This window comes from Novosphingobium sp. (genome assembly GCF_027489515.1).
Lineage (GTDB): Bacteria > Pseudomonadota > Alphaproteobacteria > Sphingomonadales > Sphingomonadaceae > Novosphingobium.
In genome coordinates, this window is the sequence record NZ_JAIXZS010000106.1 from 1 (window position 1) to 14,819 (window position 14,819).

The following is a 14,819-nucleotide window of genomic DNA, read 5'->3' on the forward strand; positions in this document are numbered from 1 at the left end:
CAGCTTGGCCTTGTGCGCACCGATTCCGTGAATGTAGGTCAGCGCAATGATCACGCGCTTGTTGGTGGGGATATTGACCCCGGCAATACGAGCCACTTGTTTCTCCATGCTCCACAGGGTGATGGCAGCAGCGCCGCAAAGCGCCGGGCCAGACCCCATCTCATCGCGATTCCCCCGAAGCACGAAAGCAGCTTCGCCAGAAGGAACCTGAGAAAATCCCGGATTCCCAACCGACGCAATAGCCCTTGTCGTATCGAGTGAATGGCGCGCTTAGGACGATTCGGATTACCCGTCAACCGTTAAGACGCGCCAAAGCGAGGCCCTCGCGCCTGAGGGGCACGGCCGCTTTGGATGATCTCAGGATCATACCGTATCGCGGCGCCAAGGTCAAAGGTCGCGTCATATCGCTCCAGCCCGATACGCCGACCGGCTTGTCGTTTCGCCCTGCCCTGCTAGCCTGGTGAGTGGGGACATTCTGGGGGCATGAGCGGATGGCGGCTGAGGTGAACGAGCGCGCGCTGATCCGCAAGATTGCGCTGCGCACCCTGCCGCTGATCCTGCTGAGCTACTTCGTCGCGATCATGGACCGCGGCAATATCAGCTTCGCTGCTGCGACCATGAATGCCGATCTCGGCTTCAGCGAGACGATCTACGGCGTGGGGGCTTCAGCCTTCTTTCTTGGCTACGCGCTGTTCGAAGTGCCATCCAACCTGCTCCTCGCGCGGTTCGGTGCACGCTTGTGGCTGGCGCGGATCATGCTGACGTGGGGCGTGATCTCGATCCTGACCGCGTTTGTGCATACGCCATGGCAGTTCTACGTGATGCGCTTTGCGCTGGGTGTGGCCGAAGCCGGGTTCTATCCGGGCGTGATCCTCTATCTTTCAACCTGGTTTCCGGGCGGGCACCGTGCCTGGGCGGTCAGCCGGTTCTATATCGCGCTGCCGCTGGCCACGATCACCATGGGCATGGTTGCCGCGCCTTTGCTGGCCCTTCACGGCGCGGTCGGTCTGCATGGCTGGCAATGGCTGCTGGTCGCGGAGGGGCTGCCTTCGGTGCTGCTGGCGGTGGTGCTGATCGCCGCGCTCCCGGATCGGCCGGGCACGGCACCATGGCTGGACGCCGCAGAGAAGACCTGGATCGAGAACGCCTTGACGCAGGAAGCGTGCGCGGCCGGCGCGCCATCGCACAATCTGCGGCGCGCGCTGACCAATCCCTACGTGCTGCTGCTGGGCAGCGCCAATGCGCTCAATTTCCTGGCGATCAACGCGATCATCTTTTCCGCACCCAAGATGCTGGCCCAAAGCACCGGATGGGACGTGGCCGGGGTCGGCAGGATCATTGCAGGGTCAGGCCTGGTGATGATCGTCTGCATGCTGCTGGCCGGCCGCATCACCGGACAGGGCGTGGCGCGCACGCTGGCGACCTTTGCCGGGCTGATGCTGGCAGCTGCGGCGGGCCTCGCGATGGCCTGGCTTGCCGGCAGCGCACCGGGTTCGATCGCGGGCTTCATTGTCTTCATCGCCGCCGCGCAGACCGCAGGGATGCTGCCGCTGGCCGTCCTCAGCCGGCTCATTCCCGCAAGCGACCGGCCGGCCGGGCTTGCCATGGGCAACACCATTGCGCAGGCAGGCGCCTTCTTCGGCCCGGTCACCTGGGGGGTGCTGGCCGATGCGACGGGGAGCTACACCCTTGGCGAGGCGCTGCTGATACCCGTGGCGCTGATGGCCGCGGCGACCGCGATGATCGTGCGTGTGCGGAGCCTGCGGATGGGGTGAGAGGAGAGCGCATGGGCCCTCCCCTCCCCGATCGGATCACACCACGCCGAAGGCCAGCATTGCGTCGGCGACTTTCTTGAAGCCGGCGATGTTCGCGCCTTTGACGTAATCGGTATAGCCGCCGCCCTGATCGCCATATTCGAGGCAGGACTGGTGAATGCCGAGCATGATGTCCTTGAGCATCTGCTGGAGTTCCTCCTCCTTCCACGAACGGCGTTCGGAGTTCTGGCTCATTTCGAGGCCCGAGACCGCGACGCCGCCGGCGTTGCTCGCCTTGCCCGGCGCGTAGAGGATCTTCGCCGCCTTGAAGATATGCACGCCGTCAAGGTCGGTGGGCATGTTGGCGCCTTCGGCCACCGCGCGGCAGCCATTGGCGACGAGCGTCTTCGCGTCCTCGCCAAGCAGCTCGTTCTGCGTCGCGCACGGCAGTGCGACATCGCAAGGGACGCCCCACGGTGTCTTGCCCGCGACGAAGGTCGCATTCGGGAACGCGGCGACATAATCCTCGATCCGGCCGCGGCGCACGGTCTTGTGCGATTTGACCCAGTCGATCTTCTCCTGATCGATCCCGTCCGGATCGTGGATGAACCCGCCCGAATCCGAAAGCGTGAGGACCTTGCCGCCGAGCTGGACGATCTTTTCAGCGGCATGGGTGGCAACGTTGCCCGAGCCCGAGATGACGGCCGTCTTGCCGGTGAGGTCTTCGCCCTTGGTCGCCAGCATGTTGGCGAGGAAATAGACCGCGCCGTAACCTGTCGCCTCGGTGCGGATCAGCGAGCCACCCCATTCGAGGCCCTTGCCGGTGAGCACGCCGGTGAACTGGTTGGTGATGCGCTTGTACTGGCCGAACATGAAGCCGATCTCGCGCCCGCCCACGCCGATGTCGCCTGCAGGCACGTCGACGTCAGCGCCAATGTGGCGATAGAGCTCGGTCATGAACGACTGACAGAAGCGCATGATCTCGCGCACGCTCTTGCCCTTGGGATTGAAGTTGGAGCCGCCCTTGCCGCCACCCATGGGTAGGCCCGTCAGCGCGTTCTTGAAGGTCTGCTCGAAGGCGAGGAACTTGAGAACGCTTTCGGTCACCGAGGGGTGGAAGCGGATGCCGCCCTTGTAGGGGCCGATCGCGTTGTTGTTCTGCACGCGCCAGCCGCGCTGGACGCGGATGTTTCCGGCATCGTCTTCCCAGCAGACACGGAAAGATACGACGCGGTCAGGTTCGGCAATGCGGCGCAGGATCTGCTGCGCGTGATATTGCTCCTTGTCTGCCATGAAATCGAAGATGTCTTCAGCAACCTCCTGCACCGCCTGCACGAATTCAGGCTGGAACGGATTGCGCTTCTTCACACCTTCCATGAAGGTCGGCAGGTCGACGTGATCGGATACGGCCACAGCATTCTCCCCCTTGAACAAAGCCGCTTTTCGGCTTCGGGACTTGCGTGCGACCCGCGTCAGGACAGTTCGCCCGCCCGGTCTTGCCCGGCGAGTCGCGCTTGTCCTGTTCGAGGTTTTACCCGGTTTTGTTACGTACGTCAGTGCGCGTGAGCACAGGTGCGGCGTTCAGGGTGCAGGCGCGGCCCCCAGCGCAGCATCGAACGCGGCATTGGCATCGCGGTGGGCATCTGCCTCGGGATCAGGCGCCTTGGGTGCGGGCTTGGCAGGCGCTTTTGCCGGGGCCTTGGGCGCGGGCTTGGCGGGGGCCTTGGCCGGAGCCCTTGCGGACGAGGCCAGCGCCGACTTTGCCGGGGACACGAGGGCTGCCTTGACCACAGGCTTTGCGGCGGGCGCGGCGGGTTTCGCAGCTGAAGCCGCAGGGGCCGGGTCCAACTTGGCGTCCGGCTTGGCTTCCGGCTTGGGATCGGGCTTGGCTTCCGGCTTGGGATCGGACTTTGCCGCGGGCTTCGGCGGCGCCTTGCCACCGGCGGGCGGCAGGCTGAAGCTTTCCGCCCCCTTGAGCGGGACGACCGGCTTCGCGGGCGCTTCGCCGGCAGGCGCTGCCTCTTCCGGCGCGGAGCCGGCCTTCGGAGCGGGCGGGGCAACGACCGGCTCGGCAATCGGACCGAGCTTGCTGGCAAGGCTGGCGAGCTGCGCGGTGAGCATACGGTCCACGGCGGGCGCGATCTCATCCACCTTGTAGCGCATGAAGCCGCCGACGACATATTCGAACAGGATGCGCGAGCCCTTCCCGGCCGGTGTGTCGGTGGGCTTGACGGTGATCGTCATCGTCGCGGCGAGCGCCTCGCTCTGCAGTGGCCCCAGCGCACCAACGAGGCGCATCGCGCGCGGCGGTTCGATGTAGACGACGCGCATGTGCTGCACGCCGCCGGGCTTCTGGGTTGCGGGCGCGCCCTCCGGCCGGGGCAGGACTTCGCAGAAGCAGCCGCCGATCTGCGGATCGAGGCTGAGGTTCGCGGCATCGCCGGAGAACGTGTGCTGGCTCTGCCACCACTGCGCGGGGGCGAGGATGGTCTTCCACGCTTCGGCGGGCGGCGCCGTGACTTCGCTGGCGAGGCGCACCACGAAGCCGGTTTCGGTGCGGGTGACGACATCGGCTTCAGCAGCGGGAACGGCCAGGACCAGCGATGCCAGAACAAGGCCCCCGCCCCACAGCCCGCGCCCGATTACCCGCATGATCTGCCCCCGCCTTCAGCCCCCGGATAGGGGCTTCGCGTAGGTCTTTATACGAGAATGGCCTCGATGGCACCCGTCACGGCGTCCATATCCGCCATTCCGTCGACACGGCTGACAATGCCGCGTGCTTCATAGATCGGCAGGATCGGCGCAGTCTTGGCGCGGTACTCGGCCATGCGCGTGCGCACCGTTTCCTCGTTGTCGTCAGGACGGCGCTTGAACTCGTGGCCACCGCACTTGTCGCAGGTGCCTTCCACGGCGGGCTTCTCGAAGGTGTCGTGATAGCCCTTGCCGCAAGTGGCGCAGGTGTAGCGGCCGGTGATCCGCTCGACGAGCGCATCCTCGTTGACCTCGAGTTCGATCACGTGGTCGAGCGCGCGGCCGCGCGAGGCGAGGATGGCATCGAGCGATTCTGCCTGCGGCGCGGTGCGCGGGTAGCCATCGAAGATCGCGCCCATGCCGTCGGGCATGGCATCGAGTTCATCGCCGATGAGTGCCGAGACGATCTCGTCCGAAACGAGCTCGCCCGCTTCCATCACGGCCTTGGCCTTGAGGCCGACGGGCGTGCCGGCCTTGACGGCGGCGCGTAGCATGTCGCCGGTCGAGAGCTGCTTCATGCCATGCCGCTCGACAAGCCGCTGCGCTTGGGTACCCTTGCCGGCTCCCGGCGGCCCCAACAGGATGATGTTCACGCCTGCAATCCCCTCTCTACCGCTGGCTGGATTCCAGCTCGATCAACCGACCCCCGGATGATCGGCTCAGCGCATACGGCCTTTCAGCTTGGCCTTCTTGATAAGGTCGCCATACTGGTGCGCCAGCAGATGCGACTGGATCTGGGTGATGGTATCCACCGTCACGTTGACCACGATGAGCAGGCTGGTGCCGCCAAAGAACAGCGAGCCCATGCCGGTTTCGGCCATGATCGCCTCGGGCACCACGCAGACCACGGTGATATAGGCTGCGCCCAGCACGGTGATGCGGGTCAGCACGTAATCGAGATACTTCTCGGTGTTCTTGCCGGGACGGATGCCGGGAATGAACCCGCCGTTGCGCTTGAGGTTGTCCGCCGTCTCTTCCGGATTGAACACGATCGCGGTGTAGAAGAAGCTGAAGAAGATGATCCCCAGCGCATAGAGCACCATATAAACGGGCTTGCCGTGGCCGAGGTACTGGTTCAGCCCGACGATGATCTGGCCCATCGTGCTATCGGGCGCGACCGAGCGGCCGGCGAACTGCGTGATGGTGAGCGGCAGCAGCAGCAGCGAGCTGGCGAAGATCGGCGGGATCACGCCCGCGGTGTTGAGCTTCAGCGGCAGGTGGCTGCGGTCAGCCGCCATCATCCCGCGCTGGGTGACGCGCTTGGGATACTGGATCAGCAGGCGGCGCGAGGCGCGCTCGAAGAAACAGATGAAGATCACGACGCCGACCAGCAGCAAGACGATGCCAGCAATGAAGATCGGGCTTGTCGCGCCGGTGCGGCCCTGCTCGAACAGGTTGCCGAAGAACGTCGGCATCTGGGCGACGATACCGGCCATGATGATCAGCGAGGTGCCGTTGCCGATGCCGCGGCTGGTGATCTGCTCACCCAGCCAGAGCAGGAACATCGTGCCGCCGATAAGGCTGATCACTGCGCCGATGCGGAAGATGTAGCCGGGATCGACCACCGCCTGCAGGCCGCTCGACGCGCTGAACGCTTCGAGCCCGACGGCCAGGAAGTAACCCTGGATGGCGGTGAGGAACACCGCGCCATAGCGGGTGTACTGGTTGAGCTTCTTGCGCCCGCTTTCGCCTTCCTTCTTGAGCGCGGCGAGCGCGGGATGAAGCGAGGAGGCCAGCTGCACCACGATCGAAGCGGTGATGTAGGGCATCACGCCGAGCGCGATGAGGCTCATGCGCTGGAGCGAGCCACCCGAGAAGGCGTTGAAGATATCCAGCACGCCGCCCTGGGTACGCTTGTAGAGCTCTTCCAGGATCATCGGGTTGACGCCCGGCAGCGGCACGAAGCTCAGGAAGCGGAACACGATAAGCGCGCCCACCGTGAACCAGATGCGCGACTTGAGCTCGGTCGCCTTCGAGAAGTTGGCCAGGTTTAGCGTGCTGGCGATGTTATCGGCGCGGGATGCCATGTTCGGGTTTCAAGCCTTGATGCTGGGCTGACTGCAGGCTGTGCCGCAGTGCCTATGTGGCTAGCCCATATAGGGAGGGTTCGGCAATGTCGAACCCCCGGCCTGCAATTTATCGGGACGGGGCAGGCATAAACGCGAAACGGGGGGCGGTTTGGCACCTGCCCCCCGGCGTTTTGTCGCTTACTTGGCGGCCTTGTTGGCTTCGCGGCGCGCCGTCTTCTTCTCGTGCTCGCTGGGCTGCGCTTCGGGCAGCGCGACCGAGCCGCCGAGCGCCTCGACCGCAGTGCGGGCACCGGCGCTGACGCCGGCGACGAGGAAGCTGACTTTGGTGGTGAGTTCACCCTTGGCGAGGAGGCGCACACCATCCTTGCCGCCACGCGCGAGGCCGGCAGCCTTGAGTGCGGCATGGTCGATCACGCCGTCGGTGCTGAGCTTGCCGCTGTCGATCGCCTTCTGGATCATGCCGAGGTTCACCTCGGCGTAGTCCTTGGCAAAGATGTTGTTGAAGCCGCGCTTCGGGATGCGCATGTGGAGCGGCATCTGGCCGCCTTCGAACCCGTTGACCGACACGCCCGAGCGCGCCTTGGCACCCTTCTGGCCGCGACCGGCGGTCTTGCCCTTGCCGGAGCCGATGCCGCGGCCCACGCGCATGCGGCCCTTGCGGGCGCCATAATTGTCGGAGAGTTCGTTAAGCTTGGTCATGTCGTAGCACTCGCTTTCGCTTTGAGTCGCGCTGATGGGAGCGCGGCCCTTAGGCGAAGCTGTGGCGAATGTCACCCCTTTGCAGACATGGCCCCCGCGCATGGCCTGCCGGATCGGATGCGATCCCCCATTGCAGCACCGCGCCAAAGACCGCAAGCAGGCGCTGCGGGCTCGTCATGCCGGACGGCGCCAAGCTCGACGGCTTTGCCGAGACGGTGCGCAAGGATTGCGCCGAGCAGGAGCGGTGCATTTCACCGCACATCTATCGGTTCAGGAACGGGCAATGGCGGATTGCGGAAAAAACGCAGTGAAGCGCAGGGGAGAGCAAGCGATGATCCACACCAGCCATGCCCGCATTGCGGTATTGAGCCTTGCAGCGGCGTTGCCGGTTCCGGTCGCGGCGCAAAGCGCGGCGCCCGCCGGTTCGGCGTCCCTTGGTTCGGCACAGGGCGATGTCTCGCTCACCATCTACAACAACGATCTCGCGCTCGTGCAGGACAAGCGGCAGATCACGCTGCAGCGAGGCACGAACCGGCAGGAATTCCCGGACGTTTCGGCGATGATTCGCCCGGAAACGGTCACGCTGGGCAGCGGGGACGCGGGCATTGTCGAGCAGAACTTCGATTATGACCTGCTTTCGCCCGAGAAACTGCTCGACAAGGCAGTGGGGCAGACGGTGACGCTGGTGCGCACCAATCCGGCGACGGGTGTGGAAACGCGCGAACAGGCGACCGTGCTGGCCAACAATGGCGGAACGATCGTACGGATCGGCGACCGCATCGAAGTGCTTGAAAGCTATGGCGCGCGCATCCTGTTCTCCGGCCTGCCGCCCAGCTTGCGTGCGCGGCCGACGCTCTCGATCACGCTCAATGCCGCCGATGCTGGCCCGCGCACGGTGACGTTGAGCTATCTGTCGTCCGGGTTTGGCTGGAAGGCGGACTATGTCGCGCTGTTCGACGAGACGGCGGGCAAGATGGACCTGCAGGGCTGGATCACGTTGACGAACAACACCGGCACCAGCTTCCCCAACGCGCGTGTGCTGCTGGTGGCGGGTAGCCCGGGGCAGGACAACAACACCTACGCGGGCGGCGGGCCGCGCTTCGTACAGCGCCAGATCGGCTATGTCCCCGGCACGCAGAGCGCGAACCGCGAGCGGTTGGGGGATTTCTACGTCTATCCCATCGCCGCACGCACCACGGTCGCCAATGCGCAGCAGAAGCAGGTGAGCTTCCTCGACGTGGCGGGTGCGCCCGCGAGCAAGGGGTACTACTTCCGCAACAGCTGGCTGGGCGCATCGGACGAGGCGCAGAGCTTTGCGACGGTGCTCAAGCTGTCCACCGCGAAGGGCAGCGGCGTGGGCGATGCGCTGCCGGCGGGCACCGTGCGCGTCTACATGCGCGATGCGCGCGGACAGCCGCAGTTCATTGGCGAGAAGGGCATCGATCACACGCCGATGGGATCGACCCTGTCGCTGAAGACGGGAGAGGCCTTCGACGTCAAAGTGCAGCCCACGGTGGAGAAGCGCGAGACCATCACCGCCGACGAATGGGAAAAGACCGGGCGCTGGCGAGTGACCGTGAACGGCAAGACCGATGACGTCACGGTTGAGCGGCAGAAGGTCTACTGGCGCACGACGATGACCTACAAGGTGACCAATGCGCGGCCTTCGCCGGTCAAAGTCGAGTTGGTGCAGGCCGGGCTCGACAACTGGTGGAGCGACACGCGGGTACCTTTGGAGACGGTCAAGGGCACGCAGCGCACGCTCGATGAGCGGGTGTGGGCGCTCGACGTGCCTGCCAACGGCGAGACCACCCTCACCGTCCAGTTCGACACGCGCTATTGAGCGGGGTCGCGGTGCAGCACGCGCATACTCTGGCAGCTCTCATGCTGGTGACGGCCGCGCCGCTGGCTGCGGCGGACGAGCCGACCGTGACCTCGGCGGGGCCGGACGCGGTAGGCGTCACCATATACCGCGCGCCTGAACGCGATGCCGATACGGCGATGAATCTCGACTGGCTCGAAGGCTATGCCCTGATCACGGAAACACGCACCGTCGATATTCCGGCAGGTGCTGCCACCATCCGCTTCGAGGGCGTCGCGGGTGGGATGCTGCCCGAGTCCGCGCTGGTGACAGGGTTGCCATCGGGAGTGCGCGAAAAGAACCTTGATGCCGATCTGCTTTCGGCGCGCAATCTCTATGCCCGCGCCTATGGCCGCCCGGTGATCCTGCGGCGGCACAGCGGCAAGGACGGCAAGGGCACGGTGACCGAGGAACGCGCGGTGATCCGTTCCGCGCCGGACGGTGCGGCGATCGTGCAGACGAAGAACGGCTTCGAGATTGCCGATTGCGGCCGCGGGATTTCCGATGCGCTGGTCTATACCGAACTGCCCCAAGGTCTTTCCGCCAAGCCGACGCTTTCTGTCCGCACGGAAAGCGCTGCGGCGCAGCGGGCGACGATCAAGCTCTCCTACCTCGCCTGGGGTTTTGATTGGCAGACGAACTATGTGGTGCGGTTGAACCCGGAGACGGGCAAGGCCGGGCTGACTGCGTGGGTGACTTTGGCAAGCAGCGATCCCACCAGCTTTGCCAATGCCAGCACGGCCGTGGTCGGCGGCAAGCTGGACCGCGAGGATGCGCGCGAAGAACGCGAGGCGCAGGACGGCGATCTGGTTCTGCGCTGTTATCTGCGCCCGCGCGTGCCGGCACCGACGGTGGTGCCTCCCCCGCCGATGCCGGCACCAGCGCCGATGATGATGAACGAGATGGCCGATATCGTCGTAACGGCGCAGCGCCGCGCAGATAGCGTTCAGGCGGCGCCAGTCGCAGTGATCGAGGAAGGACTCGGCGATCTCAAGCTCTACCGCGTGCCGATGCCGACGACGGTCGCCGCCAATGCACAGAAGCAGGTGGCCATGCACAACCTTGAGGCTGTGAAATTCAGGATCTGGCACACCGCCGATCTTCTCCCGGATCTTGATGAGAATGCCTCGATCAAACTGCGCACGCGCAATCGCAAGGAAGATGGCCTCGGTGTGGCGCTGCCGGGCGGGCCAGTCGCGGTGTTTGAACCCTACGGCGCGGATCTGCTGCTGGTCGGCAAGGGCGGCATGCGCGACTACGCGGTGAACGAGGACGTCGAATTCAGGCTTTCCGGCTCGCCGCAAGTCCACGTCGCAGTCAGCGAGACGAAGTCCGGCGATCACTGGACCGACTATGAAGCCAAGGTGACCAACGCCAACCCCTGGCCGGTCCAGTTCGAAGGTTCGCTGCGGCTCAACGATGGCGAGAAGCTGCTGCGCCCCACGGCATCGCTCCCGCGAAAGTTCGGCCGCCCGACATGGACCGTCAGCGTACCCGCCAATGGCGAAGCCACGCTGCGCTATCGGGTGACCGACCCGGACTGAGCGCTGGGCTCAGGTCCGGGCCGGGTCCGCCGATCAGAAACCGATCGTCAGCGTCCCGCTGATCGTGCGCGGGGCGCCGATCTGGGCGAAGTAGGTCGCGGTGTGCAGCAGCGTGCCGCCCACGCCGCCGACATAGAATTCATCGAACAGATTGTAGACGTTGAGCTGCAGGAAGCTGGCCCGGCCGATGCCCTTCAGGTTGAACCGCGCATCGAGATTGACCAGTGTGTAGGCCGGTATCTGCGCCGGATAGACGTCGGTGCCGCCGACGGTGACGGGGAGGTTCTCGTCGTTGTAGTAGCGCGGGCCAGTGCGCTTCGCCGTCACGCCAAGGTCGAACGGCCCGAACGAGCCGCGCACCGAGCCGCCGAACGAATAGGTCGGGATGCCGGATTCGCGCTTGCCGGCGGTGGCGGCAAAGGTTGCCGCGTTGACCTGCACGTCGTTCTGGATCTCGGACTTGAGCACGCTGCCGAAGGCGTAGAGGCTGATCTGCGGGATCGGCTGGTATGCTAAGTAGCCGTCGAAGCCGTACTTCTTCACATTGCCGAGGTTGCGGTAGACGGTCGTATCGAGTTCGGGATCGTAGGCGCTCGCGAGCCGATCCTTGAACTTGTTGTAGAAGCCCGAGATTTCGCCCTGCACCTTGCCGGTACGATAGCGCAGGCCGGCATCGAAGTTGTCGGTCGTCTCGGGCCGCGGCTGCGCCTGTTCGGTGCCGACCGGGAAAACGAATGCATTGTAGAGGCTGTCCGTACCCGGAACCGAGAGGCCCTTCGAGTAGTTGGCGAAAAAGCTGACGCCGCCCCCGAAGCGGTAGACAAAGCCGACGTTGGGCAGGACCCGGTTGAAATTGAACACGCGCTGCTGCGGCGGTGCGAAGCCGGTGATCTTGTTCGTGGTGCTGTTGAAAGAATACGGATTCGCTGCAGCATAGGCGGCGTTGAGTATGGCATCCTGGCCGAAGCAATCGACAAAGCCGCTCGCCGAGGTGGCGAAGCAGTAGTTTGTCAGGTTGCGCTTAAAGAAGGGCGCGCGCACGCCTGCGTTGACGATCAGGTTGCCGCCAAGGAACTCGCCGCGATACTCACCGGCGACCTGCTGGAGGATCGCATAGGACAGGCGGTCGCGCTTCTGCACGGCCACGCCGTTCGAGGCCGTGAGAGGGTTGTTGATGGGGAAGACATCGGTCGGCTCGCCATCGAACTGCAGGGTGCCGACCTCGCCGGTCTGGCGATGGCGCGCGCGGTCATAGGTATAGGCGAAACGCACCGAGTTGGCAGGATCGATATCCCACCTGAGGCTAGCAATCAGGCCGATACGCGCGGTCTCGGTGTGGCTGGGTGCAAGCAGGGTGACCGCATCGAGCGCATCACCATCGCCGTTGAGATCCTTGCCGAAGTAGTACCGCCCGCCAAGAAAGCCGGTGTAGGCCGTGGTGCCGATGGTGCGCGTCCCTTCAAGGCCCGTCACTGTGCCGCCACCGTTGGCCTTGACCCACTGGTAGCTCGGATCGACGGTGAGAACGAGGCTGTCAGCCAGCGTGAAGCGCGAGGACACGCGCACGTTGCCGGTGTTCGACGGGTTGTAGCGGCGATCGAATTCGGTGCCGCAGGTGTTGGCGGTATCGGCCACGCCCATCACCCCGAGCGCCACCGTGCAGGGATAGGAAACCGCATAACCGCGCTCGTCGCTGTTGGCGGGGAAGCGGTTGCCCGAGCCCGAGCCGACGGTGCGGTTGGCATCGTTGCGCAGCGGCAGCGAACCGAAAAAGTTGTTGCGGTTCTGGTTGTAGTGCGCGGCAATCGCGATGAAATCGCCACCGGAAAGCGGCTGGTAGATCTTGGCATTGTACTGCTGCTTGTTGATCTTGCCGTAGTTGTTGAACGGGTTGTCATTCTTGGCAGTGCTGGCGGAGAACCAGGCCCGGGTACCGCTGTCAGTCAGGTCGCCCGTCTCGATCTTGGCAAAGCCGCGGCGGAAATTGTACTCGCCGACCGAGCCGGAGAACAGAAGGCCGGCGTCATGATCAGGGTTCTTGCTGCGGTAATTGACGGTGCCGCCAACTGCGGAAGCGGTGGGGCTGTCTACGTCGGTGGTGCCGAGGTTGACGTTGACCTCTGCAATGATCTCCGGATCAAGCTGCTGGTTCGAATAGATGGCGTAGTTGCCCGAATCGTTGAGCGGAACGCCATCGAAGGTAAGACTGATGCGGCTGGAATCGAACCCGCGGATGCTCAGCGTGCCGCCGGCGGAGCCATAGGCGTCATTGTTCTGGAAACTGACGCCCGGAATCAGGTTGATTGTATCGAGGATCGTCTGGCCGGGGTTCTGGCGCTGGATGGTCTCCTGGGTGAGGACGGCCTTGGCCTTCGGCGTATCCGGCGAAGCCACTCCTGCCACCTGCTGCACGCTGCGCGTGCCGGTCACCACGATCGCATTGTCGAAATCGACCGAGCCGGTCGACTGGGCCATCGCTGGTGCGAACAGGCCGGTGATGCCGATCGCGATCGGGCTGGCGGCACCAAGAAGAAGGATCTGAAAGCGCATCGTGTGTTCTCCGATTGGGATCGATCTGATCCGGCACGGAGCGAGGAAACCGCCACCCCAACGCCGGGTCGTGTGACGCAGGGGTGCACCTGCGCCGCTCGAACCCGCTCAGAGCATGCAATCATGACAGGAATACTACTTTAGGTTGATCCATATCCTCCCTATAGGGTATTACCTTTAGTAACTTTTAGTGCAAACCTTCCCGCCCATTTCCGCCAAAGCAAAAGGCCCCGGCATTGCTGCCGGGGCCTTCAATCATGCTTGCGCCATCCGCCTGCGAAGCGGCCTGCGCCGAATGTCAGTCGATCACGGCGACCATGTGCGGCAGCTTGGCGATGGCACCGCGAACTTCGGCGGTGTCTTCGAGCTCCACCACGCGGTGCATCTTGCCGAGGCCCAGACCGATAAGGATCTGCTTCTGGGCTTCGGGACGACGGATCGGCGAACCGATCTGCTTGATCTTGATCTTGGCCATATCGATTACTCCACGATAGCCGCGGCTTCCGCCTCGGCCTCGACCGGAGCAGCGCCGCCACGGCCCAACAGGTCGGCAATCTTCTTGCCGCGACGCTGCGCAACCGACTTGGGGCTGGTCTGATCGGTGAGCGCGTCAAACGTCGCGCGGATCATGTTGTAGGGGTTCGAGGTGCCGACCGACTTGGTCACCACGTCGGCAACGCCGAGGCTCTCGAACACGGCGCGCATCGGACCACCGGCGATGATGCCGGTACCGGCGGGAGCCGAACGCAGGTTGACCTTGCCGGCGCCGAAACGACCCTTGCCGTCATGGTGCAGGGTGCGGCCTTCCTTGAGTGGAATGCGGACCATCGTCTTCTTGGCTGAAGCGGTCGCCTTGGTGATGGCTTCCGGCACTTCGCGAGCCTTGCCATGGCCGAAGCCGACACGGCCCTTGCCATCGCCGACCACAACGAGCGCAGCGAAACCGAAGCGCTTGCCGCCCTTCACGGTCTTGGAGACGCGGTTGATGTGGACGAGCTTCTCGATCAGCTCTTCGCCGCCGTCCTCGTCGCGGTTGCCACGACCGCGGTCATCGCGGCGGCCACGGCCACCACGCTCGCCGCCACGGTCATTGCCGCCACGGCCACGACCACGATCGCCACCACGACCACCACGACCCTCGCGGGGAGCGTCGGCAGCGACGTCGGCGACAGGTGCGCCTTCCAGGTTGGTTTCGTCAGCCATCTTAGAACTCCAGCCCGTTTTCGCGAGCAGCATCGGCCAGCGCCTTGACGCGGCCGTGGAACAGGAAGCCGCCGCGATCGAACACGACGGTGGTGATGCCGGCAGCCTTGGCGCGTTCAGCAATGTCCTTGCCCACCTGCGCGGCGGCGTCGACGGTGGCGCCGATCGCCTTCTGGCCCTTGACGAGGCTGGAGGCGGCAGCGAGCGTCTTGCCCGCGGCGTCGTCGATGATCTGCGCGTAGATGTGACGGCCGGAACGGTGCACCGACAGCCGCGGACGGCCACCGGAACGAGCCTTGAGCGCGGTGCGGACGCGCTGGCGGCGGCGATCGAAGAGCGAGAGCTTGGCCATTACTTCTTCTTCCCTTCCTTGCGGAAGATGAACTCGCCGGCGTACTTGATACCCTTGCCCTTGTAGGGTTCGGGC

13 protein-coding genes and 1 pseudogene are annotated in these 14,819 nt (G+C 64.7%); 4 read left to right on the plus strand and 10 right to left on the minus strand.

Features of this window, described 5'->3' with window-relative positions; all coding sequences use genetic code 11:
* A pseudogene (locus Q0082_RS18555) lies at positions 1-96 on the minus strand (30S ribosomal protein S13); the annotation flags it as partial.
* Positions 97-491: 395 nt separating this feature from the next.
* Here Q0082_RS18555 and Q0082_RS18560 point away from each other — a divergent pair.
* Positions 492-1,775, plus strand: a complete 1,284-nt coding sequence (locus tag Q0082_RS18560; RefSeq protein ID WP_298195089.1) for an MFS transporter — start codon at positions 492-494, stop codon at positions 1,773-1,775.
* Positions 1,776-1,811: 36 nt separating this feature from the next.
* Here the strand turns inward: Q0082_RS18560 and gdhA are convergent, their stop codons facing one another.
* The 5 genes from gdhA to rplO all read right to left on the minus strand — a co-directional run bounded on the left by gdhA (position 1,812) and on the right by rplO (position 7,234).
* Positions 1,812-3,167, minus strand: coding sequence for an NADP-specific glutamate dehydrogenase (gdhA, locus tag Q0082_RS18565; protein ID WP_366522582.1), 1,356 nt, complete (start codon positions 3,165-3,167; stop codon positions 1,812-1,814).
* A 168-nt stretch (positions 3,168-3,335) separates the two neighbouring features.
* Positions 3,336-4,406 (minus strand): SRPBCC domain-containing protein, encoded by a 1,071-nt coding sequence (locus tag Q0082_RS18570; protein WP_298195090.1) that lies wholly within the window; start codon positions 4,404-4,406, stop codon positions 3,336-3,338.
* A 47-nt stretch (positions 4,407-4,453) separates the two neighbouring features.
* Positions 4,454-5,098 carry an adenylate kinase gene (locus Q0082_RS18575; protein ID WP_298195091.1) on the minus strand — a complete coding sequence of 215 codons (645 nt, stop codon included), beginning with the start codon at positions 5,096-5,098 and terminating at the stop codon, positions 4,454-4,456.
* A gap of 66 nt (positions 5,099-5,164) precedes the next feature.
* Positions 5,165-6,532 (minus strand): preprotein translocase subunit SecY, encoded by a 1,368-nt coding sequence (secY, locus tag Q0082_RS18580; protein WP_298195092.1) that lies wholly within the window; start codon positions 6,530-6,532, stop codon positions 5,165-5,167.
* A 180-nt stretch (positions 6,533-6,712) separates the two neighbouring features.
* Entirely contained in the window at positions 6,713-7,234 is a 522-nt protein-coding gene (gene rplO / locus Q0082_RS18585) for a 50S ribosomal protein L15 (RefSeq protein ID WP_298195093.1), read from the minus strand.
* Positions 7,235-7,410: 176 nt separating this feature from the next.
* On the opposite strand from rplO, the gene Q0082_RS18590 reads away from it, so the two are divergent.
* Genes Q0082_RS18590 through Q0082_RS18600 form a run of 3 tightly spaced genes read left to right on the plus strand, consistent with a single transcriptional unit; the run spans position 7,411 to position 10,639 of the window.
* Positions 7,411-7,545 carry a hypothetical protein gene (locus Q0082_RS18590; protein ID WP_298195094.1) on the plus strand — a complete coding sequence of 45 codons (135 nt, stop codon included), beginning with the start codon at positions 7,411-7,413 and terminating at the stop codon, positions 7,543-7,545.
* A 20-nt stretch (positions 7,546-7,565) separates the two neighbouring features.
* Entirely contained in the window at positions 7,566-9,077 is a 1,512-nt protein-coding gene (locus tag Q0082_RS18595) for a DUF4139 domain-containing protein (protein WP_298195095.1), read from the plus strand.
* A 41-nt stretch (positions 9,078-9,118) separates the two neighbouring features.
* Positions 9,119-10,639: a hypothetical protein gene (locus Q0082_RS18600; protein ID WP_298195096.1), complete on the plus strand. Its 1,521-nt coding sequence runs from the start codon at positions 9,119-9,121 to the stop codon at positions 10,637-10,639.
* 33 nt (positions 10,640-10,672) lie between these two features.
* Here Q0082_RS18600 and Q0082_RS18605 read toward each other — a convergent pair whose 3' ends face one another.
* From Q0082_RS18605 to rplR, 4 genes are all read right to left on the minus strand, one after another.
* Positions 10,673-13,189 carry a TonB-dependent receptor gene (locus tag Q0082_RS18605; protein WP_298195097.1) on the minus strand — a complete coding sequence of 839 codons (2,517 nt, stop codon included), beginning with the start codon at positions 13,187-13,189 and terminating at the stop codon, positions 10,673-10,675.
* A gap of 298 nt (positions 13,190-13,487) precedes the next feature.
* Positions 13,488-13,664 carry a 50S ribosomal protein L30 gene (gene rpmD, locus Q0082_RS18610; protein WP_067913326.1) on the minus strand — a complete coding sequence of 59 codons (177 nt, stop codon included), beginning with the start codon at positions 13,662-13,664 and terminating at the stop codon, positions 13,488-13,490.
* A gap of 5 nt (positions 13,665-13,669) precedes the next feature.
* Positions 13,670-14,392, minus strand: a complete 723-nt coding sequence (rpsE, locus tag Q0082_RS18615; protein ID WP_298195098.1) for a 30S ribosomal protein S5 — start codon at positions 14,390-14,392, stop codon at positions 13,670-13,672.
* Between the two features lies 1 nt (position 14,393).
* Complete coding sequence (rplR, locus tag Q0082_RS18620) at positions 14,394-14,744, minus strand: 50S ribosomal protein L18 (protein ID WP_054121085.1); 351 nt, start codon at positions 14,742-14,744, stop codon at positions 14,394-14,396.
* Positions 14,745-14,819: the final 75 nt, after the last annotated feature.

What these genes read in the sequence shown, in the direction of transcription:
- secY (WP_298195092.1), bottom strand. Translation starts at nt 6,532, where the DNA reads ATGGCATCCCGCGCCGATAACATCGCCAGCACGCTAAACCTGGCCAAC.
- Q0082_RS18595 (WP_298195095.1), top strand. Translation starts at nt 7,566, where the DNA reads ATGATCCACACCAGCCATGCCCGCATTGCGGTATTGAGCCTTGCAGCG.
- Q0082_RS18570 (WP_298195090.1), bottom strand. Translation starts at nt 4,406, where the DNA reads ATGCGGGTAATCGGGCGCGGGCTGTGGGGCGGGGGCCTTGTTCTGGCA.
- Q0082_RS18560 (WP_298195089.1), top strand. Translation starts at nt 492, where the DNA reads ATGGCGGCTGAGGTGAACGAGCGCGCGCTGATCCGCAAGATTGCGCTG.
- Q0082_RS18590 (WP_298195094.1), top strand. Translation starts at nt 7,411, where the DNA reads ATGCCGGACGGCGCCAAGCTCGACGGCTTTGCCGAGACGGTGCGCAAG.
- rplO (WP_298195093.1), bottom strand. Translation starts at nt 7,234, where the DNA reads ATGACCAAGCTTAACGAACTCTCCGACAATTATGGCGCCCGCAAGGGC.
- Q0082_RS18605 (WP_298195097.1), bottom strand. Translation starts at nt 13,189, where the DNA reads ATGCGCTTTCAGATCCTTCTTCTTGGTGCCGCCAGCCCGATCGCGATC.
- rpmD (WP_067913326.1), bottom strand. Translation starts at nt 13,664, where the DNA reads ATGGCCAAGATCAAGATCAAGCAGATCGGTTCGCCGATCCGTCGTCCC.
- rplR (WP_054121085.1), bottom strand. Translation starts at nt 14,744, where the DNA reads ATGGCCAAGCTCTCGCTCTTCGATCGCCGCCGCCAGCGCGTCCGCACC.
- Q0082_RS18600 (WP_298195096.1), top strand. Translation starts at nt 9,119, where the DNA reads ATGCTGGTGACGGCCGCGCCGCTGGCTGCGGCGGACGAGCCGACCGTG.
- rpsE (WP_298195098.1), bottom strand. Translation starts at nt 14,392, where the DNA reads ATGGCTGACGAAACCAACCTGGAAGGCGCACCTGTCGCCGACGTCGCT.